The sequence below is a fragment of the Halomonas halmophila genome (assembly GCF_006540005.1).
GTDB classification, from domain to species: domain Bacteria; phylum Pseudomonadota; class Gammaproteobacteria; order Pseudomonadales; family Halomonadaceae; genus Halomonas; species Halomonas halmophila.
In genome coordinates this window covers 112908-139782 of sequence record NZ_BJOC01000013.1, presented here as the reverse complement: position 1 = coordinate 139782, position 26875 = coordinate 112908, and the positions used below count along the sequence as shown (strand labels likewise).

Sequence of the window (26875 nt, the reverse complement as noted above, 5' to 3'; positions counted from 1 at the left end):
GCAAGCGTACTTCTACCCACCCCCCGGAGGGGCAAGATTCTTCTTACCGCTTAAAGCTTACAGCTTACAGCTCTCCACATCGGCCACCGCAAAAGGGATAACCACCATGGCAACCACAGACACCTTTTCTCGCCTGAACATCGACGACCGCTGCGTCGCGTGGCTGACGCTGGATCGGCCGGAGGTGCTCAATGCCTTCGATGATGCCTTGATCGCGGAGTTGAATGCGCATCTGACGGCGGTGGCCGAGGCTGCGGAACGCGGGGAGATTCGGCTGCTGGTGCTGGGTTCGGCGGGTCGGCATTTTTCTGCCGGGGCGGATCTGGGCTGGATGCAGCGCATGGTCGAGTACGACTTCGAGGACAACCTGGCCGATTCGCGGGAGCTGGCGAGCATGATGCAGCGGCTCGATAGCCTGCCCTGCCCGACCCTGTGCCGCGTGCAGGGGGCGGCCTACGGCGGTGCCGTGGGACTGGCGGCCTGCTGCGATATCGTCATTGCTTCCGAGAAAGCCCGCTTCTGCCTCTCCGAAGTGAAGATCGGCCTCTCGCCGGCGGTCATCAGCCCCTATGTGCAGAACGCCATCGGGCGCCGCCAGATGCGTCGCTATGCACTGAGTGCGGAAGTCATGGACGCCACCACGGCCGAGGCGCTGGGGCTGGTGCACCGGGTCGTCGAGCCGGCGGCGCTCGACACGGCGCTGGAAGCGATGATCGAGACCCTCCTGGCCACCTCGCCGCAGGCCAGCCGCGCCACCAAGGCCTTGCTGGCCGAGGTGGCCCGGGAGCCGGACACTGCCGCCACGCGCGAGCACACCTGCCAGGCCATCGCCCGCCTGCGCGTCAGCGATGAAGGCCAGGAAGGCCTGACCAGCTTCTTCGAGAAACGCCGGCCCGTCTGGGCGCCGGCCCCCTCATCCACCACGGAGCGCTGAACATGAGCCCTGCCTTTGACACCCTGCTGGTGGCCAACCGCGGCGAGATCGCCTGTCGCGTGATGCGCACCGCCCGCCGCATGGGACTGCGCACCGTGGCCGTGTATTCCGATGCGGATGTCGATGCCCGCCATGTGCGCGAGGCCGATGAGGCCGTACGCATCGGACCGGCCGCCGCTCAGTCCAGTTACCTGGATATCCACGCCGTGATCGCCGCCGCCCAGCGCACCGGCGCCGGGGCCGTCCATCCCGGCTACGGCTTTCTCTCCGAGAACGGCGACTTCGTCGCGGCACTGGCGGAGGCCGGCATCACCTTTGTCGGCCCGCCCGCCTCGGCGATCGCCGCCATGGGCGACAAGTCCGCCGCCAAGGCCCGCATGTTTGATGCCGGCGTGCCCCTGGTTCCCGGCTATCACGACGCCGACCAGGACGACGCCCTGCTCGAGCGCGAGGCCGAACACATCGGCTACCCGGTGCTGCTCAAGGCCAGCGCCGGTGGCGGCGGCAAGGGCATGCGCGTGGTCGAGTTCGCCGAGGCCTTCCAGGCAGCACTCGACGGCTGCCGCCGTGAATCCCGCGCCGCCTTCGGCGATGACCGCATGCTGATCGAGAAATACCTGACCCAGCCACGCCATGTAGAGGTTCAGGTGTTCTGCGACACCCAGGGTCAGGGCGTCTACCTCTTCGAACGCGACTGCAGTGTGCAGCGTCGCCACCAGAAGGTGCTCGAGGAAGCCCCTGCCCCCGGCATGACCGAATCGCTGCGGCGTGAAATGGGCGAGGCCGCGGTGCGCGCCGCCCGTGAGATCGGCTATGTGGGCGCCGGCACGGTGGAGTTTCTACTGGATGCCGATGGGTCCTTCTACTTCATGGAGATGAACACCCGCCTGCAGGTGGAGCATCCGGTCACCGAGATGATCACCGGGCAGGACCTGGTCGAATGGCAACTGCGCGTCGCCATGGGTGAGCCCCTGCCGTTGGCTCAGGAAGACCTGAGCATCAGCGGGCACAGTTTCGAGGCCCGCCTCTACGCCGAAGACCCGGCCCAGGACTTCCTGCCGGCCACCGGCACCCTGCAACGCTTCGCACTCGACCTGGACGGCGCCGGGCTCGCGGCCACTCAGGTGCGGCTGGACAGCGGCGTGGCCAGCGGCGATCGCGTCTCCATGCACTATGACCCCATGCTCGCCAAGCTGATCGTGCACGGCGACGACCGCCAGCAGGCCCTGGCCACCCTGAATCGCGCCCTGGCGGCGCTGGATATCCAGGGCGTGACCACCAATCGCGACTTCCTGCAGCGGCTGGCCACCCATCCGGCCTTTGCCGCCGCCGAGCTGGATACCCGCTTCATCGAGCACCATCATGGCGACCTGTTCGCGCCGCGCCACTACAGCGCCGAGGACTATGCCACCGCCGCCCTGGTGAGCCTGCATCAGCTCGGCCGCGAGCAGCAGAGCCACTCTCCCTGGGATCGCCATGACGGCTTTCGGCTCAACAGCGACAACACCATTCGCATCGCTTTGAGCGACCCGACACGCCAGGATGACGACGACGCCCTGGTCACAGTGGAAGGCCGCCAGAGCGCCCCCGGCGAGGCCTGGCAACTGCGCGTCGGCGACACCACTCTGGCAGGCAGCCTGCACCCCATCGAAGGCGACGCCGTGGCCGTTACCCTGGACGGCCACCGTCGACGCCTGCAGGCACGGCTGGTGGATGGCGGCGAGATCGTCATGGTCGACCCAAAGCGCGAAACACGGCTATTCTGGCGACGCCTGGACGCCATCGACCACGGCCGCCAGGAAGCTGAATCCACCCTCACCGCCCCCATGCACGGCACCGTGGTCACCCTGCTGGTGGCGCCCGGCGAGCGGGTGGAAAAAGGCATGGCGCTGATGGTCATGGAAGCCATGAAGATGGAACATACCCTGACCGCCCCCGCCGACGGCCAAGTGGAAAGCTTCCACTTCCAGGCCGGCGACACCGTCGGCCAGGGCGACGTGCTGCTGGAATTCGCAGCCGTTGAGGACAGCGGTGAATAACACCAAGCAAACGGCGCCGGGGACAGCTCACAGAGGGGGTCCGATGCCATGGATGGCATCGGTAGCGTACAAGGAAGTATTCACAGCGCCCCCTCTGAGAGTTGTCACCGAGAAAGCCGCGACCCAGAGCCATAGCGCCAACTGGTCTTAGTACAAGGCAGGAGGTTATCCGTGGGATTCCCCAAACAAGTCCGCCTGGTCGACGTCGCCCCCCGCGATGGGCTGCAGAACGAACCCGACGCCATCGCCACCGACACCAAGCTCGAACTGATCGACCGCCTCGCCAATGCCGGCCTGCGCCATATCGAAGCGGCCAGCTTCGTCTCGCCCAAGTGGGTACCGCAGATGGCCGACCACCGCGAGGTGATGACCCGGCTGCAGCGTCGCCCCGGCGTCACCTACTCCGCCCTCACCCCCAATCTCAAGGGGCTCGAAAACGCCCTGGAGTGCGGCGTGGACGAAGTCGCAGTATTCGGCGCCGCCAGTGAGGCCTTCTCGAAAAAGAACATCAACTGCACCATCGCCGAATCCCTGGAACGCTTCACCCCGGTGCTGGAACGCGCGCAACAGGCCGGCATCCGCGTACGCGGCTACGTCTCCTGCGTGCTCGGCTGCCCCTACGAAGGCGAGATCGCGCCGGCCAGGGTCGCTGAAGTATCGAAGGCCCTGTTCGACATGGGCTGCTTTGAAGTCTCGCTCGGCGACACCATCGGCACCGGCACCCCGCTCAAGGCCAAGCGCATGCTCGAGGCCGTCGCCCGCGACATCCCCATGGACCGGCTCGCCGCCCACTTCCACGACACCTACGGCCAGGCACTCGCCAACCTCTACGCCGTGCTCGAGGAAGGCGTGGCGGTGATCGACAGCTCCGTCGCCGGCCTCGGCGGCTGCCCCTATGCCAAGGGCGCCGCCGGCAACGTCGCCAGCGAAGACGTGGCCTACCTGTTGAACGGCCTCGGCATCGAACACGGCATCGACCTGGACACCCTCGCCGCCACCGGCGACTGGATCACCCGCACCATCGGCCGGCCCAATCGTTCTAAAGCTGGGGTGGCGCTGGCCGCCAATTAGCGGTTTCCGACAATTGACAGCGCCCAGAACGCAAAGCCCCCGAGTCGGAGGACCGGCTCGGGGGCTTTGCTTTAGGTAATTAATCCTCACTGTACACACTCTGCACTCATCTTATCACGTCTGGCAAACCAACCAGTGACTTACACCAAAGGGATATATTTTTGGTGCAGATCATCCGATTCTGGCCCACTACGATATAAGCTCGCCCCGACAGTAAGCTCCCCCTCAAAAGAATAAGCATTAATAAATGCAAAGTTATTTTTTCCGGCCACCGAATACAGCTTCTCATAATAGCCATCATACCCGGCTATATTTGCCGAACCCTGCATTATAAAGTCAGACAAAGAAGAAGCAGGATGGCGTGATATCGCACTAGAGGTGACATTAAAAAGACTAGCTTTCTTGTATCTATCAGAATGAGAAATCCGAAACGCGCTCGCGCAGTGAACATCGCCACTCAGAACAACCACGGGAACCTGATGGCGATCAGAAAACTTGAGCAACAAATCTAACAATTTATTTCTCTCGTCATGATTGTCCTCATGCCCCCATTCATCCATAAAGTCATCCTTTACACTTCCAATATCAAGAGTATTAGCCACTGTTTCATTCCAATGCACAATGGGAACAGGGGAAATAATAAAAATGGCTTCCTTTTTCGCCACCTTCCTTGATTTTATCCAATTTTGAAAGCGCGAAAACTGCTCTTCTCCCAGCAAGCGAAATGAGTCTCTCTCACAATCGTGATGCCCCCTCATATCCAGTGCGTAAAAAGCAAAATCACCATGATCAAAACTATAATCCCATTGACACGACCCGAGGTCTTCCAAATCGATTTTTGTGCACGGGTTGTGGGAGTGCTGAAACTCCCAGTATACTCTAGATGCGGCACGAAACATCAACATAACGAGCTGATAATCTCTTTCTGGATTATCATCGCGAAATCTTTTCGATAATTTTTCTTCTCTTTCTTCTTGTGTAAGAGAGCCCCAACCATCCATGATCTCGTGATCATCCCAGATCATATACTGAGGAAATCTTCTATAAACAGCTCTTACGTTTTCAAAATTCCAATATACCCTATAGTAAGTTCTATATAGCTTGGAAAAATAGTTCACCAACCTTGTCTCGTCGAGCATACCAGAATCATCGGAATACTTTTCAAACAAAGCTTGTTTATTATCCCTCAGCCAACTCCATACATCTTGAATACGAGTTTCATCATTGGTGTCACAGTAAACCTGGTCTCCCCCTCCAATGACAAAATGAGCCTCACGGTCTTCCAACACCTCACGAAAACTCTCCCAAGCACCCTCACTAGGAGGCTTTACACTGTAGGGGTCATGACAAGAGTAGAATCCAAACCGCAGTCTACTTGGCTCCTTCGGAAGCGTACGAAACCAGTGTTTATGATTACTCCCCAGTTCAACTCTTCTTTCACAGGTCTCTGGCCCTATAAAATAATAGTAATATTTTCTTTCAGACTCCAGGCCTTCAAAAGTGAAATGGCACGTTAACCCATTCTCTCGATAAAGCTGAGAGCTCTTTAGGCCAACCACATAAGAGTGCTGTTTCTGAATATCTTCAGGGTTCTTATTCGACAAACTGTATACACTTTCTTCCAGCTTCTTTTCACTAACTAACATCCACCATTTTCCGGACTTATATGCTCGTGCCCATAGACGAACTGACGAGCTTGTAGTATGGCCCACCACTGCCATCGAGTGCACTTTAGGCTTCATAGACTCATAATTTTCCGGATATAACAGCTCAGGCATACCCCCTCCTAATATCGTTTATATTTTTATGCCTGAGTACACACATAGCAGATAACACATGATCTGTATATGCGTAGCCACTCCATTTACGGTTCTTCGTCACGTCATATGGATTTGGCCTAATCTAAGAGGCGACCCATACGAAGTTCGCTGGCCTGGTGCCCGGCCTCTTGGTTGACCTGCAAGGTCATTTCATCCATGTGGATCAGCGGCGCTTGCAGCAGGTGCCGGCAAAACGCCTTGATCAACGGCGTGATGAGTTGCCCTGCCTAGCTCATCCAGTGCGCCAGGGTATTGGGCCCCATGGCGTCCCAGGGTCTGCTGTTGCCGGTAAAGAGGCAACGCATACTGATACTTGGCGGTCGCCATATAGGCCCACATGGTAAAGCCGGCGTTGCCACTGCCACGAAACTATCTGACACATCCGGCTGACTACCAAAGGCATACATTGTGTTAGATCAGGTTTCATGGAACGCTCGCCTCAAGCCGAAAAGCGACAAAGGCCTATCTGGGAGGTGGCAAATGAGCAAATTGGACAAGGAAGAGCGAGAGCTACTGGAAGCTTTCGAAGAAGGCGAGCTGAAACGAGTGCCGGACGCCGAACGTACGCAGCAACGGCATCAGCAGTATGCAGAGGCCATGTTCAAGAAATATGCACGCATCAACATTCGCCTTTCCTCCAGGGACCTTCGAGGCCTCCAGAAAAAGGCGCTGGCAGAGGGTATTCCCTACCAGACACTGGTTGACAGCATCCTCCACAAATATGTGGAAGGTCGCCTGCACGAGGACTGATCGCCAGCGCCAAAACGCAAAGCCCCCGAGCCAGATCGCTGACTCGGGGGCTTTCCACGCTGGACGTCGATGACAGCTATCTATATGAACATCAAGCCTCGGCGGCCGTCATCTCCGCCCTGGCGGCTCGATGGGCATGCAGCTTCGTGTAGCTCTCAATCAGGCGCTGGTGCCGTTCCAGGCCTTCCAGCCGCATGCTGGTCGGTTCGAGGCCGTGGAAACGCACCTCGCCGTTCACCGAGCCGACCACGGCAGCCATGGTCGTTTCGCCGAACATGCGCTCGAAGTTGTAGAGGTAATCCTCCAGTTCGAGCTCATCGTCCTGCACGATTTCCAGCACCGCGTTCACCGCCTGGTAGAAGAGCCCGCGCTCGACGGTGTTGTCGTTGAACTGCAGGAACATCTCGACCCGCTCCAGGGCTTCCTCGTGCTGGCCGAGCGCCAGTGTCAACGCCAATGAAGGGTGTCCTTACTCAGTACGCGCGCCATCCACGGTGAGGGTTGAACGGAGTCTGGACGGGTCCGCTCTCCAGGCGCAGGTTCATCCCCCGGTGACCCCAGGGGCAGCGAAAGCTGCTTGTCAGATGCCATCCTGTTCCTCTGCACGGAGGTCCCACTCCTGTCTCTGTTCGGGCCTTCGGTTCCACGGCTGAACCTACTATGCCCTCTGCTGACTCCTGCCCGTCGGTCAACACCGGTTGCCCGGGATTCAGTTCCTTCCCTGAACAACGGACAGGCCTCCCAGGGTAAGGCGCAGAACTGTCACTGCGTGGACGCCCGATTTATAAAGCACACCCCCGTCGCAGATGGAGGGCTTCGCGGTCACGTGCCCGCTCGCCCCGGATGTACCACACCTCATATCGGGTTCCTGTTCGTCGCCCCGCAGCTTTGGATTGGGCTTCCTCCGGCCCCCACCTCGCGATGACGCCCTTGCCCTTCTCCTAGCCTTCGGCTCTGCGAACACCTGGCAAGAGGACTTCCACCTCTCTAGTTCTGTGCCATGCCTGGCACACACGCAGAAATAAGCGGCGCCCCGACAGGGGCGTCCGGTGGAGGCCGCAGGCCGGAACGAACTTGATTGACTGGTTACAAAGCAAGAGCGCCCTTTTACCCCCGTAGCGCTGGTGAAAACTGATGCTCGATGACCTCATAGTGCTGCACTGAAAGATCAGGCTCAAGCTCATAAATCTCATCCTCCGGGTACAAACGCGCCTGCGAAATATCGTCGCCAGCGAACGCTTTGATGGATGCCATCTTATCCCAGTATGTGATGAGGGTGATTTCAACCTTGCCGGGTAGAGAGCGTTGGAAAATCTGTGCGCCAAGATACCCAGGAGTTGCGGAAGAATCTTTGATGCCGGTTTCGTAAAGATAGCCGGTAAATCCTTCAATGTGGACTTCAGGCACTCGGCATTTCCATTCCCTGGCGATCATTACTACGTACTCTCCCTTGCTTTGTAACGCCCCCGCTAAACGGCGAGCGTCAGCGAGTCTGGTGGAGGCCACGTTTTTTGTGGCCGGAACGGATTTAAATGGCTTGCTATGCTTATTTTGAAATCTTCCTTTCAATGAGAACTTATTAACCCCCAGTAATCCATTGGATCTTTTTGACCCCATAATGCATGGTGAATCAATTCAAATGAACAATCGTGATAAGAATTTACCATTTCTTGAATGGCAAGCGGCATTTCTTGTAAATACCTCTCTTCAAAAAAAGTGAAAGCATTACCCGTGCTTTTCAACTGCTCTGGCAATAAAGTGACAAAGGCATCCTCACCATCTCCTTCCTTTATGTTGGAGTAAACAAATGAATCGTATCCCTCACTGAGAGCCCAGGTTCTGAGCTTAATGGTAAGATCTAGCCAAATAATTTCTTGATATTGGGCTTGGTTAAAATCTTCTCCTATTGCTTTTGAGCGTGCTTTTCTCTTACCCATCTCTTCTTTAAAAATGGCATTATTATCATATGACTTTTTTATTCGCTTAACCTCCTTTTTTGACATTTTGCTATATACTTCTTGTGGGTAAATAACGCCAGAAAAAGGATAGAAAATAGACTTTATTTCCTCTCTCTTTGAAATTGGAACTTCATTTGGATCTACGATCATGGGCCCAGCACTACCTATCGGATCATCTTCCCATAGGTCTACCAATCTGAGAGGGCGCTTTGGCTGAAAGAAGTATTCTGAAATATGAAATTGTTTTGCGTAGTTGCAAAAGTTTACTAAATGCTGCTTCAATGTTTCTGTTTTAATAACAACCCCGGAACGGTCGTGCACATCCACTGAAAGGTCAGGCCTAATTGAACAAATTTTCTGATGCGCGAACATTCCTTCTACACGTTCTGCAGCAGAGACTGGCGAAATACCTAGATGCTTAAGAACAAAATTTTTCTTTTTTGAATCGTTCTTGTCTGCATTATAAACGTGCATATATCAACCTTCCATACTCCATGCATATTGAAACGACATGTATTTTTGATTCAAAGTTTCTAGCTTGAAGCTCCATTCTAAGAATAACGCCGCCATAACCGGCAGCCGGAGCGCAGCGTAGGCTGTCCGGCGCCGTAAGGCGCGAAGTTAATGGCCTTGTTATGCATCGCGCGCTCAGCCAAGTGCCGCATTCTCTGAAATATTGGTTTCGCCAGAGTTTTCTATTACTTGTCCCGATACTGTCCCCGCAATATGGAGCGTTCCACCATTGTTGACAACATTGCCCGTAACCATACCGGGAACCTCAACAACTGCACCAGGTTCTACTGTCAAAGATTTGGCGGCCATACCGTGAAGGATTAGATGGCCTCCTTGCTTGACAGTAACATTGCCAGTGAACATTCCGTGCATTTTAAACTCAGAAGTGATTTCTATATCGCCTTCAATTTTTCCGTGTTCAATACTCATTCTTTTCTCCTTGATGCATAACGCCGAAGCTCAGTTGCCGCCGGAGCAGCCGAAGGCTGCGGAGAGAACCCGAAGCGCGGCAGCGCTTTGGGCGGTCAACTGCAGCGATTCGTTATACATTCCAACCGCTCGCTTTAAATGACCGCTGTAGCTTCAACTTCAAGCAAAATGCTTGGCTCGGTAAGCCCGCTGACCAAGACGACCGAATTTGCCGGTGCGTTATTACCAAAGGTGCTTTTGAGCACGTCTCGGAGCGCCGCGACATCTTCTTGCCTAGTCAGGTAAGTCACAAGCCGGACGACGTGTCGCATCTCCGCGCCGGAGTTTGCAAGTACAGCGCCAATATTCGTGAACACCTGCTCGGCTTGCGCCACGAAATTATCTGCCGGCAGCAAGTTTCCCCTCTCATCCGCCGGCACCTGCCCTGAGCAGAAGAGAAATTTCTTCGGGTCCTGAACCTCTACGCAATGGGTGTAGTTGCTAAATGGGCGATGCACGGTTTCCGGATTTTTAAACTCTTGCAAGAAGTACTCCTTTTCCCTTAGACGGTATAACGTAAAAGGCTCAGTTGCCGGCCGCCCGCGGAGATCAGGCTCTAAACCGACAACAACACCATATCGCGGGCGCAGCCGGTCAACTGCAGCCGGTGGTTAGACACCATCCGGCAGGCGAACGGTGAGACCGGAATTCGGTCCTGGTGGCAAACCCAGCGCGGGTTCAACTCCTTGGGACGTACGAAGATCATTTAGCAAAGCGTTTGCGGAGATGCGCTTGCCGATCATTGCTTCTGACGCAGATCGAGGATTCTCAACGGACTTGCCGCGATAAACTTCGACCTCGTCCACGCCATCTGCGACAGCGCGAGCGCAAGTGCCGCGAGCATAAAACCTGTTGAATTCACCTTCGGAAAGGGTATCGGGAGCAGTGACCGGAACCTTGGCGGTGGTGTAGCCGCCCTTGGGCTTCTTGCGTTGCTCGGTGTCACGAATCAGGTGTTTGGAGCGAAGCTCGGACGCTAGCCAAGCGTCATCGTGCGAGAGGATCGCTTCGCGCAGAAGCTCTGGCCATTGCTGCTGCCCTTTGTCGGTGAACCGAGGGCTGACGTAGAGAGTTCCATCAGTCGAGTCACGATCTAACTCTTGGGCCATCAGATCGCGTGTGCGTTCGTCGAGGCTGTCGTAGCGGATTGCCAAGTGGCACCCCCTTCTGGTGTCTAATAGGTATTAGATAGCGCGCTCGTTCATCAACTTGAACGCGCTTGCTTGTTCAAGAACTTATCATCGCCAAGCAAAACCGCCTTAACCCATTGATTTTGCTTGTTGAAATGTAGCACTTGGCTACTTGTGCAGAATTCGCGTGCATGCGCGTTTTGCCCGATTCAATAATACTTTACAGGCATCCATTTATCCGGAGAAGCCGTTGGTCAAAATCTTCATTGCCAGTGCTTCATGGACTTTATGCAAGGCCTGGTGGCCTTGAAGTTGGTTTGACGGGAAGGTCCGGCATAGTCAGGCACGCTACCGCTATGCCCGCATCCTGCGATGGCCTCTTGGCATCGATGCGGCAGTCCTTGCGGGTGTCGTGGTGTCGGTCGTCCCTATAGGCTTTTGATCAGCCTATCCAAGGGTGTCATATCCGGCAATATCCACCATGGGATGAGAGGCGTGGGTTGTGGGGTGGCGCAACCGCTCCCAGAAGGGACAGCTCCACCCCTGATGCCCCTTGGTGTCCGGCCAGTCGGGGGTTCGTATGGCACGTCGGCAAGCGCCTAACGTGCCGGCGATTGACGGGCTTCAGGGGCGCGCCTGAGCCATCGTTCGAACTGGATTCATAACATCGGCATCGAACTCCTTGCATCCACCATGACCACTTGCCCATCATCGACCGTATGTCGCCAGCAACGTCCTGCCAGCGCCACAAAACCAGAAGAAGAGGTAGACTCATGGAGAGCCAGTATAAGACCGATAACCAATTCGTCTTGAAGGTGAACTGCAAGACCGGCACCGGGATCGTGTCGAGCATCACCAGTTATCTTGCGGAGCGTGGCTGCAACATCACGGAGCTGTCCCAGTTTGATGACAAGATCTCGGGCCAGTTCTTCATGCGCTGTGTGTTCAGCATCCTCGGGGACAGTCAGCATAGCTTCGACAGCCTGGAGACCGGCTTTGGCGAGGTGGGTGAGCGCCTGGGTCTCGAATGGAGCATGCACGACCTGCAGTCCCCTCCCCGGGTACTGATCATGGTGTCGCGTTTCGATCATTGCCTGGTGGATCTTCTGTATCGTCACCACAAGGGCGAGCTGAACATCGAGCTCACCGGCGTAGTGTCCAACCATGAAGATCTGCGAGAGATCGTCGAGCGCGAGGGTATCCCCTTCATGCACCTTCCCGTCACGCCGGAAACCAAGCCTCAGCAGGAGGCCAGGCTGATGGAGATCGTCGAGGAGACCCGCACGGAGCTGGTGGTGCTCGCTCGTTACATGCAGGTGCTCTCGGATGACCTCTGCCAGAAGCTGCAGGGACGGGCGATCAACATTCATCACTCCTTCCTGCCCGGCTTCAAGGGTGCCAAGCCCTATCACCAGGCCTTCGAACGCGGCGTCAAGCTGATCGGCGCCACGGCTCACTATGTGACGGCCGACCTGGACGAGGGCCCGATCATCGAGCAGTCGGTGCAGCAGGTTAACCATGCCTACTACCCGGATGAACTGGTAGCCTTGGGGCGCAATACCGAAACCATGGCCCTGGCAACGGCGGTGAAACTGCATACCGAGCACCGCATATTCCTGTCGGGCAACAAGACCATTATCTTCAAGTGAACGGGAGGCTGCAGATGGCGCAAGTAATCGATGGCAAGCAGCTTGCCAGCCAGGTGCTCGAGGACGCGGCAGCCGAGGTTGAGTGGCTCAAGCACCACTTCGAGAGCGTTCCCGGGCTGGCCGTGGTGCTGGTCGGCGACGATGCCGCCAGCCAGATCTATGTGCGCAACAAGATCAAGCGCGCCAAGGAAGCCGGGATAGCCTCCTTCGAGCATTACCTGGAGGCTGACACCAGCCAGGCCACGCTCGATGCCCTGATCCAGGAGCTCAACGACGACCCCGGAGTGCACGGCATCCTCGTCCAGTTGCCCCTGCCCGAGCATATTGACGAGGCGCGGATCATCTCGAGCATCCTGCCGGAAAAGGATGTCGACGGTTTTCATCCGGCCAATGTCGGCGCCCTGTCCCAGGGTCGCGCCTCACTCGTGCCCTGCACGCCCCAGGGTTGTCTGATCATGCTGCGCCATGTGCATCAGGACCTGAGTGGCAAGAACGCCGTGATCGTCGGGCGTTCGAATATCGTCGGCAAGCCCATGGCCGCTCTGCTGTTGCAGGAAAACTGCACGGTGACCATCGCCCACTCGCGGACCCGCGACATCCGCAAGGTCTGCCAGGAGGCCGATATCCTGATTGCCGCCACCGGCTCGCCGGGGCTGATCCAGTCGGACTGGATCAAGCCCGAGGCCACCGTCATCGACGTGGGAATCAATGCCATCGAGGTCGACGGGCAGCGCAAGCTGATCGGTGACGTGGACTTCGACGGCGCTTCGCAAGTGGCGGGTGCCATTTCGCCGGTGCCCGGCGGCGTCGGCCCGATGACCATCGCCTGCCTGCTGCTGAATACCACCCGCGCCGCGAAGAATCAGTTGACCTGAAGGGCTTGAGTGAAAGCGACCACTAAAAACCCCGAGCCAGAGAACTGACTCGGGGTTTTGTCGCATTAACACCCTCAGCGATCAGGCGGTAGCCGGCGAGGCCACTTCCGCCCTGGCGGCGCGATGCGCGTGCAGCTTACTGTAGCTGTCGATCAGGCGCTGGTGCCGTTCCAGGCCTTCCAGCTGCATGCTGGTCGGCTCGAGACCGTGGAAGCGCACCTCGCCGTTCACCGAGCCCACCACGGCGGCCATGGTCGCTTCGCCGAACATGCGTTGGAAGTTCTCGATGTAGTCGTTCAGTTCCAGCTCATCGTCCTGGGCGATTTCCAGCACGGCATTGACGGCCTGGTAGAAGAGGCCGCGTTCGACGGTGTTGTCGTTGAACTGCAGGAACATCTCGACCCGTTCCAGCGCGTCTTCCTGCTGGCCCAGCGCCAGGTTGATCAGCAGCTTGAGCTCGAGAATCGTCAGCTGCCCCCAGACGGTGTTCTCGTCGAACTCGACACCGATCAGGGTGATGATGTCCTCGTGGTCATCGATCTGGCTGTCTTCCAGACGTTCCAGCAGATCACTCAGTTGCTGATCGTCGAGCGCATGCAGGTTGAGAATGTCCTCGCGGAACAGCAGTGCCTTGTTGGTGTTGTCCCAGATCAGATCCTCGACCGGATAGACCTCGGAGTAGCCCGGCACCAGAATACGACACACCGGCGCGCCAAGGTCCTCGTGTACGGCCACGTAGACCTCCAGATCCAGCGCCTCGAGCAGACCGAACAGTGTCGCCGCTTCCTCTTCGTTGGTGCCGGCGAAATCCCATTCGACGAAGTCGATATCCGAGCGGGCGCTGAAGAAGCGCCAGGACATCAGGCCCGAGGAGTCGATGAAGTGCTCGACGAAGTTGTTGGGCTCGGTGACGGCCAGCGAATTGAAGGTCGGCGGCATGAAGTCGTTCATGCCCTCGAAGCTGCGGCCCTGCAACAACTCGGTGAGACTGCGCTCGAGCGCCACCTCGAAGCTCGGGTGGGCGCCGAAGGAGGCGAAGACCCCGCCAGTGCGCGGGTTCATCAGGGTGACGCACATCACCGGATAATCACCGCCCAGCGAGGCATCCTTGACCAGCACCGGAAAGCCCTGCTTTTCCAGGGCCTCGACACCTTCGAGGATCCGCGGATACTTCTCGAGCACCGCCCGCGGCACATCCGGCAGAGCGATCTCTTCCTCGATGATCTGACGCTTCACGGCCCGCTCGAAGATCTCCGACAGGCACTGCACCTTGGCCTCGGCCAGGGTGTTGCCGGCACTCATGCCATTGCTTAGGTAAAGGTTCTCGATGAGGTTCGAGGGGAAGTAGATCGCCTCGCCATCCGACTGGCGCACGAAGGGCAGCGCCACGATGCCGCGATCCGTCCTGCCGGAGTTGGTATCGATGAGGTGGCTGCCGCGCAGCTCGCCATCCGGGTCGTAGAAGTCGCGACAATGCTCATCCAGGATGCCCACCGGCAGTTCGTCATTGGGCCCGGGCTGGAACCACTTCTCGTCGGGATAATGCACGAACTCGCTGTGGGCGATGGCCTCGCCGAAGAACTGGTCGTTGTAGAAGAAGTTGCAGCTCAGCCGCTCGATGAACTCGCCCAACGCCGAGGCCAGGGCGCTCTCCTTGGTGGAGCCCTTGCCGTTGGTGAAGCACATGTTGGAGTGGGCATCGCGGATGTGCAGAGACCACACATGAGGCACGATGTTGCGCCAGGAGGCGATCTCGATCTGCATGCCCAGCGACTCGAGCATGCGCGTCATGTTGGCGATGGTCTGCTCCAGGGGCAGGTCCTTGCCCTCGATCCAGGTGTTCGCGCCCTCCTCCGGCTCGGCCATCAGCAGCGCCTGGGCATCCTCGTCCAGGTTCTCGACGACCTCGATCTGGAAGTCCGGCACGTTCTGCACCACCCGCTTGACCGAGCAGCGCTCGATGGAACGCATGATGCCCTGGCGGTCCTTGTCGGAGATATCCTCCGGCAGCTCGACCTGGATCTTGAAGATCTGCTTGTAGCGGTTCTCCGGGTCGACGATGTTGTTTTGCGACAGCCGGATGTTCTCGGTGGGAATGTCCCGCGCGTTGCAGTAGACCTTGACGAAGTAGGCCGCGCACATCGCCGACGATGCCAGGAAGTAGTCGAAGGGACCGGGCGCCGAGCCATCGCCCTTGTAGCGGATGGGCTGGTCGGAGATGACCGTGAAGTCATCGAACCTGGCCTCCAGCCGGAGGTTGTCGAGATAGTTGACCTTGATTTCCATGGACAAAGCACCGGATTGATGGATTCAGGCGGCCTGAGCGGCGTAGCCCGCCATTATCCAGCTTTTCATGGGCTTCGTCTTGGGGTGGGCGAAAAACCGTCTGGCGGTAGGCAGGATGCGCGGCCGAGGCCGAGTAGTGTCAGTGCCGGGTGCTGACGGCCTTGCAATCCGGAAGTTCCACTCAGAGCCTGGTTGCATTTGAAACACCTGCCCCGTTTCGCGCGAAATTACCGTGCCGAGCCCCATCCCGCTTATCAGAAGCGGTTCTGGTCCACTGCGTCCAACTCCGAGTAGAAGCTGTAGGTACTGCGACCCTGTTGTTTCGCTCGGTACATGGCGGTATCCGCGTTGATATACAGCTGGCTCATGGAGTCGCCATCTTCCGGGTAGATCGCGATTCCCACCGATCCCCCGATGTGAATTTCCTCGCCGTCTATATCGAAAGAGAACTCCAGCGAGGCCAGGATCTTTTCCACCACCCGGATGGCCGCCCTCGCATCGGAATCCGGCAGCAGGATGACGAACTCATCGCCTCCCGGGCGGGAGAAGGTGTCCTGCTTGCGCAGCAGGGGCGAAACGCGTTCCGCGAACGCCTTCAACAGCTTGTCACCGACCTGGTGTCCCCGGGCGTCATTGACGTTCTTGAAGCCATCCAGATCGAAGAACATCAATGACAGATGCGCCTTGCGGCGACTGGCCGAGTTGATGGCCATCTCGGCGCGTTCTTCCAGCATGGTCCGGTTGGGCAGGCTGGTCAGGGGATCATAGTAGGCCATCTGGTGGATCTGATGCTGATCCTGCTTCAAGCGGCTCATGTCGCTGATGATGCCGATATAGTGGGTGAGCGTATTCTCACTGTCGCGAACTTCGGAGATCGTCAACCACTGTGGGCAAACCTCACCATTCTTGCGCCGATTCCAGACCTCGCCCTGCCAGGTCCCATGGTTCTGTATGCTGTGCCACATTTTTTCGAAAAAGAAGTGGTCATGGCGTCCTGAAGCCATGATGCTGGGCCTGGCCCCTATGGCTTCTTGCTCGCTATAACCGGAGATGCGCATGAAGGCATCATTGACGAGCACGATCTCCTCGGACGGCAGGGTCACGACGATACCTTCGCTCGTCTTCTCGAAGACCTCGGCGGCCAGATCGAGTTGACGCTGACTTTCGACCTGCCCCGTGATATCGATGTGGCTGCCCACGATCACTCGGTCAGTCTCGTCATCCAGATTGATGAAATGACCACGACAGAGTATCCAGCGCCAGTCGCCATTCTTGTGTTTCATCCGAAAGCGCCCTTCGTACATCCGGCCGCTATCATCGATCAGGAAGTTCTGCAGATTTTCGATGGCCTTGTCATGGTCATCGGGGTGCAGCAGGTCACTCCATAGCTCTTCGATGCTGGCTCGACCATCGGCGGGATAGTCACCGGGATCGAAACCCATCATGGCAATATACTCGGGACTAAAGCGGGCAATATCCTGGCTGGGCGTATACTCCCAGACGCCCGTATTGGTCGCTGCAATCAGAGACTGAAAGCGATCGAGGCTCTTGCGCAGATCACGTGTGCGCTCCTCCACCTGCTGCTCGAGCGTGCGACGGCGCCAGCGCAATTCGGTCACGCTGGTGACGAGATAGGCCAGCAGGCCCGAGACACCCAGGGCCATGCCCAGGCTCGACATCAGCCAGCCGGCGGGCAGCCACCCTGCGGCAGGCGCCATGGCGAGCGTCCAGGTACTGCCGGCGATATCCATTTCATGCACGACTGGCTGTTCCAGAGTCGACTGGGTATTACGGAATACCACCGGCCTCGAGTCGCCATCCCCCTCTTCGGCCAGTACCTGAAACCGATAACCCTGTTGGCCGAGCGCCTGCAGGCCCGAGTCTGACAGCAGCGACGTGAGTGACACCACTGCATCACTGTAGCCCCTGAATGCCTGGTCACTCATCAAGGGGTGGCGCCCCACGACGACCTGCGTGCCGTCTTCCAACGTCATCGGGCCCATCAGCTGCAAGCTGTCATCCGCCGGAGTCGGGGCGGCTTGTGTCACGGACGCCAGCTCTTCCCACTGCTCTGCGCTATCGTCCTGTTGTGCCGCATAGCGGTAGCGCGTCATGCCTTCCGACGCGAGAACCAGCACCGTCACGTTCGGGTGGCTCGCATCCAGCTGAGCCGCGACGCGCTCGAAGCGTTCCTCCAGGTCGGGAGCCTCGAGCCGCAATGCCGCCAGACTAGAAGCCGCCCCCAGGGCATAAGTCAGCCGGACCTCCAGCAATCGCGCTTGATGCGCCGCCTGATAGGCAGCCTCCATCTTGCGAGCATCCACGACTTCCTGCTGCTGGTGAAATACCACGCCGCTCGCCACCATCAAGCTGGCCACAAAGGTCAGCAGTCCCAACCTGACGAACCGGCTCCGAGGGCGAAGTCGCGGAGAGTCTGATCCACCAAGGCTCGAGCCGCCAAGCTTGTTGGAGAAGTCTGAACTTCTGATGGATGAATCCATGTGGCACGACTCCATGGCCTCAGTGGCTACCCTGAATCACCATCCTAATCTTCAGTGAACGAGTATCTTTAACCCTAATGTATCAGCTCAAGGGCTCAACCGCTCAGGATGACGGACTTCAGTCGAGGGCTATCATTTCACACTGATGTGGGGCTGGAAGCGGCGTAAAAGGATGATCCGACTCAATAAAAAAGCCCCGACGCAGCAGGGCTCGCTCATACTCGACATGGGCGGAGTTACGTTAACTATTGTGAACATGCAACAACTCGTCGCTAGAATCTCGCCGCGAACTACCCAGACGCGTCAAGCCATGGGGTGCCGCAATGCGGAAAGACGCTCGAGCACGCCCGAAGCGGCTGGTGTCGTAAGCAGCGAAACGATAAGGCGGCTCCTACTAATCAATTTTTACAAGCGACACGACATGACGCTCCAGGGCCTTGAATACCGTCCCGGTATGTTAAGAAACTCCACCCAGACATACTTAGACCACCTGACCTACCGGTATTAACAACCGCTGTCTTGACGCGCCAGTACCTGACACCGGTTCTACAGATGCCATGCGAGAATGGGCGGGGTTCAGAGCGCCCCGCCCGGTGGGAGTCGATGATTTATTGCTGCAGACAGTCGCTGGGACGCTGAACGTTTCCGTCGCCGAGCCGCGTCAGACCATGCGGAGCCGCGATACGGAAGAAGCGTTCGACGACCTCGGCCTGGGTTGGCGAGGTCATCAGCGAGACGATGACGAAGACCGGCAGGTTGAGCATCAATCCCCAGAAACCGGCGTGGATGCCCAACGGGTGCTTCCACAGGGTGGTGAAGGCCACGGTCACCACGAAGCCTGCGACGATGCCCGCCAGCACCCCCAGTTTTGAGGCCCGCGGCCACAGGAACATGCCGATGAAGGCTGGCATCACCTGGGTGGCGAAGCCCAGCCCGACCAGCAGGATCATCACCAGGCTGCCCGGCTCGGCGATGGCCAGCGGAGCGATCACCAGCGCCATCAGCGGCAGAGTCATCCAGCGCGCCAGCTTTCCGGTGAAGGCGTCGGAGAAGCCGAGCAGCGGCTGCAGCACGTCTCTGCTCCAGGAGAGCGCCACCGAGTGGATGAAGGGTTCACTGGACGACATCGAGGCGGCCAGAGTGCCGGCGCCGAGCAGTCCGACCAGCACGACCGGCAGGTGCTGCATGGCGTACTCCAGCACCACGGTGTCGGCACGGGCCAGGTCGGGCAGCGCGAAGATGCCGATGAAGCCCAACACCACCATCGGCAGGATCACCACGTAGTAGGTCGGCAGCCAAGTGGCGCTGCGCCGAATAGTGCGCGCCGAGGAGGCACTCATCCACTGGGTCCACACCGGCGGCATGAAGGAGAACATCGAGACGATGACGGACGTCGTCCAGAAGCTGAAGCTCATGTCACCGCCGGCGCCGGGCAGGGTCAGGAACTCGCCATGCTCGGCCTGGAGTCGCGTGAACAGCACGCCGACATCGAGCCCGCCGGTGGCGCCGTGCAACGCCCAGAGCCCCACGGCCCAGGCCACCACCAGCATCAGCACGCCCTGAAAGGCGTTGGTCCGGCCGATGGCCCGCTGGCCGCTGACGAACAGGTAGACAGCGATGCAGGCCAGCACCAGCGCCACGCCCAGCCATACCGGAATCGCCCCACCGCTCATCACGTTGAGGATGTAGGCCGAGCCGATGGTCTGCAGCACGGCGTAGGCGATCGAGCCGATCGACATGACCAGGGCGGCGAGCGCACCGAGCAAGGGGCTCTGATAACGATCGGTGATGGCGCTGGCCTGGGTCACATGGCCGAAGCGCTCGCCGAACTGCCACACCTTGGGGCCTACGTACCAGGCCACCAGCGCCAGGTAGGCGAGATAGACGGCTACATAGAATACCGGCACGCCTTTCGAGTAGGCCCAGCCCGGCGCGCCCATGAAGGTGTAGGCGCTGACGCTGCCGGCGGCGATCAGCAGGTAGAGCGTTACCGGGCCCATGCTGCGCCCGGCCACGCCCCACTCCTCGAGGCTGTTCATGCGCCGCCCGCCCCGGGCACGCAGGCCGATGAACATGGCGATGGCGACATAGGCCAGGGTGATGAGCAGCGGCCAGGGGCTAGTCATGGTGGTCCTCCTTGCTCTCGAGGACACGATTGGCGATCAGCATGACGGCGAAACAGGCGAAGATCACCACATAGCTCCACACCACTAACAATGGCAAGCCGAACACCAGAATGTTGCGATTCACCCAGCCGATGACCGGCCAGATGCCGGCCGCCACCACGGCGATGAAGGCAATCAGCAGCGCCCAGCCGGCGCGACTGGTGGGCAACACAACAAGACGGGACATGCCAAATCCTCCCGGGATCACCAGACCCGGACACCTGAATTCGCTTGATGGCGGACCACCACGTCGACACGACGCAATGCCCACCAATGCATCGATCAGTTCCGGGGCTGCAGATCGCGCTGCATGATGGTCACTACCTCGCCACGGTACTCACGTTCCTCGACGTCCTGCCAGCCAAGCCGCCGGTAGAGCGCCTGTTGATCCGGCGTATAGAGGTAGAAGCGCCCGACGCCGTGGGCCTCGGCCTCCTCTTCGACGCGGCGCACCAGCCGCGAGGCGATGCCATGGCCGCGCCACTCGGGCAATACATAGACCGAGGCCAGCCAGGGCGTCAGGTCGCGCCGATCACTCATGTCGTCGACGACCAGGCTGGCCATGCCCACCGGCAGCTCACCGCACATGACGGCGAATACCGAGGGCACGCCGGCCGGGCCACAGTCGGCGCGCAACTGCTCGACGGTGGCAGCGAGATCACGACCGGGGTTCAGGTGGCCCCATGCGGCATGGGTCCAGCCGGCCAGGGTGGCGACATGAGGTGAATGGGCATCGATACGGACGAGAGGCAAGCCTGGATCCATGGCGGAGTATTCCTGTCAGCGAGGCGTGGCAATGCCGATGTCCGACGCAAGCCGGCTCGGCGAAGCGCCCCAGTATCCCTGTTATCGCCAACACTCGCCAGTGGGGAGCCCGGGCCAGAGAGCGGAGCTTCAGGTTGTCAGGCAGATCCAGATGGGCAGGAACATCACCGTACGCTGCCCTGTCGCATTGAAGTGGAAGGCCATTCAATGGAAGCAGGAGCGACAATGCCGACTTTCCATAACGATGCCACCATGCCGACGCCCACCTTTCCCGGCAGCCATATGGTACTGGATGACCGCTACGTCTACCTCTCGGGGCTGACGGCCGCGGACATCCAGGGCAGCGAAGCAGTGCTCGGTGATGTCGGTGAGGAAACTCGCTGGATCATGCGGCGAGTCGAGCACTTGTTCGACTCGGTGGGCTGTCGGTTGGCCGATATCGTGCGGGCCGATCTGCATCTCACCGATCTCGAGAAGATCCATGACATGGACGCGGCTTATGCCGAGTTTTTCGAAGCGCCATATTACCCAGCCCGCACTTGCACCCAGTCACCCGCCCTGCTGGACGACGCCAATGTCGAAATCACGCTGGTGGCGCGCCGTTCGGACAATGACGACCTGGCCGTCAACCGAGGATGAAGAACACGCAGGCCGCGGTGAGCGCGCCCATGGTGCCGTTGAAGACGCGCCATGAGCGCGGCCCCTTGAGCCAGCGGCCGATGGCCATGCCGAAGCCGGCCCACAGGGATATGCAGGGCAGCGCCACCAGTTCGGCGAAGCCGGCCAGCAGAAAGGCATTGACGACGGTATTCCCCCCTTCCGGCAGGAAACTCGCCATCAGCGTCAGCCCCATCACCCAGGCCTTGGGGTTGGCGAATTGAAAGGCCGCCGCCTGCCAGAAGTCGAGAGGACGCCCCTCGGCATCGCCGAACTCGGGTGGCGGCGCGGTGGCGATCTTCCAGGCCAGGTACAGCAGATAGAGGCTGCCGACCACCTGCAGCGACGTCTGCACCAGCGGATAGCGTTCGAAGATGATACCCAGTCCCAGGGCAATCGCCGCAAAGAGCACGAAGCACCCTCCCAGTATGCCCAGCATGTGCGGTAGGGTCCGCCGTAAGCCGTAATTGGCCCCCGAGGCAGTCAACATCACATTGTTAGGGCCGGGGGTGATACTCATAGAGATCATGAACAGGGTCACGGGCCCCAGGTATGCCAGCGAGCTCATAAAATTGTACCCATACAATATTGGAGAAATGCGATTGCACTAGCCGTATCCTTGAGCATAATGAGTACAAAATTGGCGTCAAAGGTTTTATTGTCACCATGACAATCTGGACACCCCGACTCGGCGACAAGGGGCCACGCTATCGGCGCATCGCCGAGGCCATGGCCGAGGCCATCACTTGTGGCGAGCTGGCACCCGGTGAACGCCTGCCCCCGCAACGTCGCCTGGCCGACCAGCTCGGCGTGACCATCGGTACCGTCACCCGCGCCTATGCCGAGGCTCAACACCAGGGCTGGGTCGAGTCCCGTGTCGGCAGCGGCACCTATGTCTGCCCACCGCGGCATGACGCCAGGACTTCGTTTCGTGCTACCCGATCGGTGGATGAGGGCGTCATCGACATGAGCATGAGCTTTCCGCCGCCTCATCCACTGCGAGCCCAGGGGTTGCAGCATGCCCTGGAGCGGATCACCGCCTGCCCCGAGGCGATACAGGCGGCCACCGAATACCAGCACGAAGCCGGCAATGCCTCTCAGCGGGCCAGGATGGCGGCTTGGCAGGGGCGCCTCGGTCTGCCCGCGGACCCGCAGCGGCTGTTGATCACCCAGGGTGGCCAGCACGGCATTCATCTGGCCCTGCGCACCCTGGTACAACCCGGCGAATTGGTGGCCGCCGAGGCCCTCACCTATCCGGGGTTCGTCTGCGCCGCCCAGCAGGCGCATTTACGACAACTGGCCATCCCCATGGATGCCGATGGCATGGACATCGAGGCACTCGCCCGCTTGTGCGAGCGGCAGCCACCGCGGCTGCTCTACTGCATGCCGGACCTCAACAATCCCACCGGGGCGCAACTGTCCGAGGAGCGCCGCCGGCGCCTGGTCGAGCTGGCCCGCGAGCACGATTTCTGGCTCGTCGAGGATGCCGTCCAGTACCTGCCCGAAAGCGAGCGCGGGACGCCCCTGGTAAACCTGGCGCCCGAGCGCACCCTGCACATCTTCAGCACCTCCAAGGTGCTGGCCGGCGGACTGCGCATCGGCACGCTCAGCGTACCGCAAGCATTGCAGGAACGCCTCTGCGCGGCCCTGCGCTCCCAAAGCTGGATGGTGCCGCCCCTGATGGCGGAAGCGAGCTGCCAGTGGGTGGAAGATCCGGCCAGCCAGTCCCTGCTGCGATGGCAAGTCGACGAGCTGGCCGAGCGCCGGCAGCTGGCACTCGAGCGGCTGGCGGCGCAGGCTCCACAATGCCGCCGGGGTTCGTCACTGGTCTGGCTGCCGCTGCCGGCCGGGCAACGCAGCGGCCGGATCCAGGCCATGCTGGCGGAACGCGGGGTGCGCGTCTCGACGCCGGAGCCCTTCTGCACGGGCAGCGAACCGGCCCCCCAGGCGCTGCGCCTGTGCCTGGGTCCACCGGCCAGTCGTGAGAGCCTGACACGTGGCCTGGACCTCATTGCCGAGACGCTGGCAACACCGCCCAGCGATACCTGGCACACCATGTAGGTCATGCCCCGGCTCACCCTGTTTCAACGCCTTGGCGTGGTGCGTCAAGCGTCGCTACCATTCCCGCCATGCCGGCCTTGTGAGGGGGTTACCGGAACGCCGCGCGGCTGTCTTCTCAGGCTCGAGGAGCGCCGTGCGCGACTTGCTCCGGCCGCACTTTCCCCCTACACATGAGAGAGGTATCCCGGTTCGTGAAGTGACGCACGCCAGCCGGGACGCATCGACCGCGTACGATCAGGGATGACGCCTAGTGGCAGCCGACAAGGATCAGCCGACCTCAACGACAACCGGACAGGATATCCCCTACAGCTCTCCCGCCTCCGACGCACACTCCCCCAATGGTGCCCGGGGCATGCTGCGTTTTCTGGGGCTGGTGTTGCTGGGCGCCGTTATCGGTGGCCTGGCGGCGCTGGCCGCGGTGGGCTTTGTCAGTGCGGTTATCTGGCTCAATGACCTGCTGCTGATCTCCCCCCGCGGCCGCATGATGTTCGCCCATCCCGAGGCGCTGGCCCTTGCCACGGTCGCCGTGCCGGCCCTGGGCGGCCTGGTGGTGGGACAGCTGCATCGCGTCATTCGCGAACGCCGCCCCCACACGCCGGCCGACCTGATTGCCGCGGTACAGACTCGGCGCGGTCGTCTGCCGCCGCGAGCCGGCCTGCTGTCGGCGCTGTCGGGGCTGGTCTCGCTGGGCTCCGGTGCCTCGGTGGGGCAATACGGCCCCCTGGTGCACATGGGCGCCAGCCTCGGGTCGCTGGCCGCCAGGCTGCTGCGCATGGGACGCTCCGACGACAATGTCACCATTGCCTGCGGTGTCGCAGCCGCCATTGCCACGGCCTTCCACGCGCCCCTGGCCGGCATCGTCTTTGCCCATGAGGTGGTGCTGCGTCACTACGCGCTGCGCGCTTTCGCGCCGGTCGCCGCTGCCGCCATCGTCGGCCATGTGATTGCCACCAACGTGCTCTCCCAGGGGGCCCTCTTCCATGTCACCGACACCGCTGTCCCGCGGCCCTGGGAGTTCGCCGCCTTCATCGTCATCGGTGGCCTCGGGGCACTGGTGGCCGGCGGCTACATGCATGCCATCCTGGCCGTGGGCCGCTGGGCGGCGAAACTGCCTGTGGTGCCCTCGCTGCGCCCGGCGATCGCCGGGGCAGCTCTGGGGCTCGTCGCGCTCTGGGTGCCGGATATCCTCGGCATGGGACAGGAAACCCTGCGCTTCGCCACCATTCAGGGCGCCTTCAGCAGCCTCGACCTGGTCATCGTGCTGGTGCTCAAGCTGGCGGCCACCGCCATGTGCATCGGCATGGGATTCGGCGGCGGCGTATTCAGCCCGGCACTGGTGATCGGCACCCTGTTCGGCGCCCTCTGCGGAACCCTGGTCACCCAGCTGGGCATGGCCGGCGAGACCTTCATTTTCTATGCGGTCTGCGGCATGGTGGCGGTAACCGCACCGGTGATCGGCGCGCCCTTGACCACCCTGCTGATCGTCTTCGAACTCACCGGCAGCTATGTGCTGACCACGGCGGCCCTGGCCAGCGTCACCCTGGCAAGCCCCATCGCGGCTCAACTCTTCGGTCGCTCGCTGTTCGACATTCAACTCGCCCGACGCGGGCTGGACCTATCTGCTGGGCGCGGCCGGGCCCTGTTGCAGAATGCCCGTCTCAAGAGCCTGGTCAGCCAGGAATGCGTGATCCTGAATCCGAACGACAGCGTGCAGGAAGCGGTCACCCGAGTCGGCGAAGGCGGGCATGGCGAGGCCTACCTGGTGGATGACAGGCAACGCTATCGCGGCAGCGTCACCCTGGCCGATCTCGAGGTCATGCGCGGCAAGGGACAGGGCCACCGCCGGGTCAGGAGCTGTCAGCGCACCCCGCGACCGGTACTCAGCCCCGAGGCGTCGGTCTGGGATGCCATGCACCATGTTCAGGATGTGACCGGCGAGGCCATCGCGGTCGTGGATGACAAGGCGGGCGATGCCTTCCTCGGGGTGGTATACGAGTCGAGCATTGCCCGCGCCTACCTGAAATACAGTGAAGAGCTGCGACGGGAGGAGCATGGTACAGGCTGAGCGACAGGCCGGCGCAAGCTGGCTTAACAAGGCATGCAGGCTGCTGCTCGTCGCGCTCATCGGGATATCGCCGCTGGCCCCAGGCGATGAGCCGGCCGCAGCGCCGGGTGAGGCGACCCTGGACATCCTGACCTGGGGCGGCGCCTACGAACGCGCCCAGCGCCGTGCGCTGTTCGAGCCATTCACCCGCGAAACGGGCATTGAAGTGCGCGTACATCGCTACAATGGCGGCCTGACCGAGTTGCGCCAGGCCATCGACGCCGGCCGGATGCCCTGGGACCTGATCGACATGAGCCGCAGCGAGGCCAAGACCGCATGCGCCGATAACCTGCTGGAGGCCCTGTCGTCGGACATCCTCTCCCCCTCGCCACAGGGCCGCCCGGCCGAGCGCGACTTCATCGATGGCGCCCTCAACCGTTGTTCCATCACTCATTCGGTATTCGCCACCGTGGTGGCGTACCGTCGGGATGCGTTTCCCGGGCAGCGTCCCACCGAGATATCCGATCTCTTCGATCAAAAGAACTTTCCGGGGCCACGTGCCCTGCACCGCGGTCCGGCGGTCAATCTCGAATGGGCGCTACTGTCCTATGGCGTTCCCGAGGAGGAGATCTATCGTCTCCTGAGCACGCGACGCGGACTGTCACTCGCCTTCAAGCGTCTCGATAACCTCGACAATCTGCACTGGTGGGAAGCCGGCGATACTCCGGTACAACTGCTCGCCGAGAAAAAGGTCGTCATGGCTTCCGGCTTCAATGGTCGGTTTTTCGATGCCATGGTCAATCGCGACCTGCCCATCGAGATCCTCTGGGATGGGCAGGTTCAGGAGCACGAAGTCTGGACCGTGCCGCGGGGCGCCGAACAGCCGCAACAGGCGCGGGAGTTCATCGGCTTCGCCACCTCGGCCGAGCGTCAGACGGCGTTTGCCGAGCTCATTCCCTATGGTCCCTCGCGCCGCTCGGCCACCCTTCAGGTCGCCAACCACCCGGACACGGGCGTCGACATGCGACTGCACATTCCCACTCACCCCTTGAACGCCGAACATGCGCTGACCAAGGATGACGAGTGGTACGCCCGCAGCCATGAACGCATCAACGACTACTTCGAGGACGCTCTGCTGGAGGAAGATAGCGCCAGCCAGAGCCCCTGAACCGGTGTTGTGCGGTTCGCC

At 60.2% G+C, this 26875-nt stretch carries 22 protein-coding genes and 2 pseudogenes; 10 read left to right on the top strand and 14 right to left on the bottom strand.

All coding sequences use genetic code 11. The annotated features are described in order from the left end of the window. Positions 1 to 106 precede the first annotated feature (106 nt). The 3 genes from HHA01_RS04870 to HHA01_RS04860 all read left to right on the top strand — a co-directional run bounded on the left by HHA01_RS04870 (position 107) and on the right by HHA01_RS04860 (position 4044). Positions 107 to 934 carry an enoyl-CoA hydratase-related protein gene (locus tag HHA01_RS04870; RefSeq protein ID WP_141318304.1) on the top strand — a complete coding sequence of 276 codons (828 nt, stop codon included), beginning with the start codon at positions 107 to 109 and terminating at the stop codon, positions 932 to 934. 2 nt (positions 935 to 936) lie between these two features. Continuing rightward, the gene (locus HHA01_RS04865; protein ID WP_141318302.1) at positions 937 to 2973 is read left to right on the top strand and encodes an acetyl/propionyl/methylcrotonyl-CoA carboxylase subunit alpha; all 2037 of its coding nucleotides are present in this window, start codon (positions 937 to 939) and stop codon (positions 2971 to 2973) included. A 171-nt stretch (positions 2974 to 3144) separates the two neighbouring features. Beyond that, positions 3145 to 4044, top strand: coding sequence for a hydroxymethylglutaryl-CoA lyase (locus HHA01_RS04860; RefSeq protein ID WP_141318300.1), 900 nt, complete (start codon positions 3145 to 3147; stop codon positions 4042 to 4044). 140 nt (positions 4045 to 4184) lie between these two features. Here the strand turns inward: HHA01_RS04860 and HHA01_RS04855 are convergent, their stop codons facing one another. Together HHA01_RS04855 and HHA01_RS04850 are read right to left on the bottom strand one after the other, a co-directional pair. Then, entirely contained in the window at positions 4185 to 5822 is a 1638-nt protein-coding gene (locus HHA01_RS04855) for an alkaline phosphatase D family protein (protein ID WP_141318298.1), read from the bottom strand. Between the two features lie 149 nt (positions 5823 to 5971). Continuing rightward, positions 5972 to 6197, bottom strand: a pseudogene (locus tag HHA01_RS04850) (IS66 family transposase); the annotation flags it as partial. Between the two features lie 147 nt (positions 6198 to 6344). Here HHA01_RS04850 and HHA01_RS04845 point away from each other — a divergent pair. Next, a complete protein-coding gene (locus tag HHA01_RS04845; RefSeq protein WP_141318294.1) occupies positions 6345 to 6614 on the top strand; it encodes an antitoxin in 270 nt (89 codons plus the stop codon). A 91-nt stretch (positions 6615 to 6705) separates the two neighbouring features. Here HHA01_RS04845 and HHA01_RS04840 read toward each other — a convergent pair. The 6 genes and pseudogenes from HHA01_RS04840 to HHA01_RS04810 all read right to left on the bottom strand — a co-directional run. Beyond that, positions 6706 to 7071: pseudogene (locus HHA01_RS04840) on the bottom strand (OsmC domain/YcaO domain-containing protein); the annotation flags it as partial. Positions 7072 to 7721: 650 nt separating this feature from the next. Next, positions 7722 to 8048 (bottom strand): antibiotic biosynthesis monooxygenase family protein, encoded by a 327-nt coding sequence (locus HHA01_RS04830; protein WP_141318292.1) that lies wholly within the window; start codon positions 8046 to 8048, stop codon positions 7722 to 7724. 131 nt (positions 8049 to 8179) lie between these two features. Next, positions 8180 to 9046, bottom strand: coding sequence for a hypothetical protein (locus HHA01_RS04825; protein ID WP_141318290.1), 867 nt, complete (start codon positions 9044 to 9046; stop codon positions 8180 to 8182). A gap of 174 nt (positions 9047 to 9220) precedes the next feature. After that, positions 9221 to 9514: a polymer-forming cytoskeletal protein gene (locus HHA01_RS04820; protein WP_141318288.1), complete on the bottom strand. Its 294-nt coding sequence runs from the start codon at positions 9512 to 9514 to the stop codon at positions 9221 to 9223. Positions 9515 to 9648: 134 nt separating this feature from the next. Next, positions 9649 to 10038 carry a RidA family protein gene (locus tag HHA01_RS04815; protein WP_170214833.1) on the bottom strand — a complete coding sequence of 130 codons (390 nt, stop codon included), beginning with the start codon at positions 10036 to 10038 and terminating at the stop codon, positions 9649 to 9651. A gap of 126 nt (positions 10039 to 10164) precedes the next feature. Next, a complete protein-coding gene (locus HHA01_RS04810; protein ID WP_141318285.1) occupies positions 10165 to 10707 on the bottom strand; it encodes a hypothetical protein in 543 nt (180 codons plus the stop codon). A 749-nt stretch (positions 10708 to 11456) separates the two neighbouring features. Between HHA01_RS04810 and purU the strand changes: the two genes are divergently transcribed. Together purU and folD are read left to right on the top strand one after the other, a co-directional pair. After that, complete coding sequence (purU, locus tag HHA01_RS04805) at positions 11457 to 12332, top strand: formyltetrahydrofolate deformylase (RefSeq protein WP_141318283.1); 876 nt, start codon at positions 11457 to 11459, stop codon at positions 12330 to 12332. Between the two features lie 14 nt (positions 12333 to 12346). Next, positions 12347 to 13207, top strand: a complete 861-nt coding sequence (folD, locus tag HHA01_RS04800; RefSeq protein ID WP_141318281.1) for a bifunctional methylenetetrahydrofolate dehydrogenase/methenyltetrahydrofolate cyclohydrolase FolD — start codon at positions 12347 to 12349, stop codon at positions 13205 to 13207. A gap of 81 nt (positions 13208 to 13288) precedes the next feature. Here the strand turns inward: folD and HHA01_RS04795 are convergent, their stop codons facing one another. From HHA01_RS04795 to HHA01_RS04775, 5 genes are all read right to left on the bottom strand, one after another. Next, the gene (locus HHA01_RS04795) at positions 13289 to 15493 is read right to left on the bottom strand and encodes an OsmC domain/YcaO domain-containing protein (RefSeq protein WP_141318279.1); all 2205 of its coding nucleotides are present in this window, start codon (positions 15491 to 15493) and stop codon (positions 13289 to 13291) included. A 254-nt stretch (positions 15494 to 15747) separates the two neighbouring features. After that, complete coding sequence (locus HHA01_RS04790) at positions 15748 to 17889, bottom strand: sensor domain-containing protein (RefSeq protein ID WP_170214832.1); 2142 nt, start codon at positions 17887 to 17889, stop codon at positions 15748 to 15750. Positions 17890 to 18602: 713 nt separating this feature from the next. Further along, entirely contained in the window at positions 18603 to 20120 is a 1518-nt protein-coding gene (locus tag HHA01_RS04785) for a sodium:solute symporter family protein (protein WP_141318275.1), read from the bottom strand. Beyond that, complete coding sequence (locus tag HHA01_RS04780) at positions 20113 to 20346, bottom strand: hypothetical protein (protein ID WP_141318273.1); 234 nt, start codon at positions 20344 to 20346, stop codon at positions 20113 to 20115. Before HHA01_RS04780 ends, HHA01_RS04785 begins: the two co-directional genes overlap by 8 nt. A gap of 95 nt (positions 20347 to 20441) precedes the next feature. Continuing rightward, entirely contained in the window at positions 20442 to 20912 is a 471-nt protein-coding gene (locus HHA01_RS04775) for a GNAT family N-acetyltransferase (RefSeq protein ID WP_307725340.1), read from the bottom strand. A 237-nt stretch (positions 20913 to 21149) separates the two neighbouring features. Here HHA01_RS04775 and HHA01_RS04770 point away from each other — a divergent pair, with 237 nt between their 5' ends. Further along, a complete protein-coding gene (locus HHA01_RS04770) occupies positions 21150 to 21563 on the top strand; it encodes a RidA family protein (RefSeq protein ID WP_141318269.1) in 414 nt (137 codons plus the stop codon). Here the strand turns inward: HHA01_RS04770 and HHA01_RS04765 are convergent. After that, complete coding sequence (locus tag HHA01_RS04765; RefSeq protein WP_141318267.1) at positions 21550 to 22149, bottom strand: LysE family translocator; 600 nt, start codon at positions 22147 to 22149, stop codon at positions 21550 to 21552. The genes HHA01_RS04770 and HHA01_RS04765 overlap by 14 nt on opposite strands. A 98-nt stretch (positions 22150 to 22247) precedes the next feature. Here HHA01_RS04765 and HHA01_RS04760 point away from each other — a divergent pair, with 98 nt between their 5' ends. The 3 genes from HHA01_RS04760 to HHA01_RS04750 all read left to right on the top strand — a co-directional run bounded on the left by HHA01_RS04760 (position 22248) and on the right by HHA01_RS04750 (position 26854). Then, positions 22248 to 23642 carry an aminotransferase-like domain-containing protein gene (locus HHA01_RS04760; protein WP_141318265.1) on the top strand — a complete coding sequence of 465 codons (1395 nt, stop codon included), beginning with the start codon at positions 22248 to 22250 and terminating at the stop codon, positions 23640 to 23642. A 250-nt stretch (positions 23643 to 23892) separates the two neighbouring features. After that, entirely contained in the window at positions 23893 to 25707 is a 1815-nt protein-coding gene (locus HHA01_RS04755) for a chloride channel protein (protein ID WP_246053817.1), read from the top strand. Further along, positions 25694 to 26854 (top strand): extracellular solute-binding protein, encoded by a 1161-nt coding sequence (locus HHA01_RS04750; RefSeq protein ID WP_141318263.1) that lies wholly within the window; start codon positions 25694 to 25696, stop codon positions 26852 to 26854. The genes HHA01_RS04755 and HHA01_RS04750 overlap by 14 nt, the downstream gene beginning before the upstream one ends. The last annotated feature ends 21 nt before the right edge of the window (positions 26855 to 26875 follow it).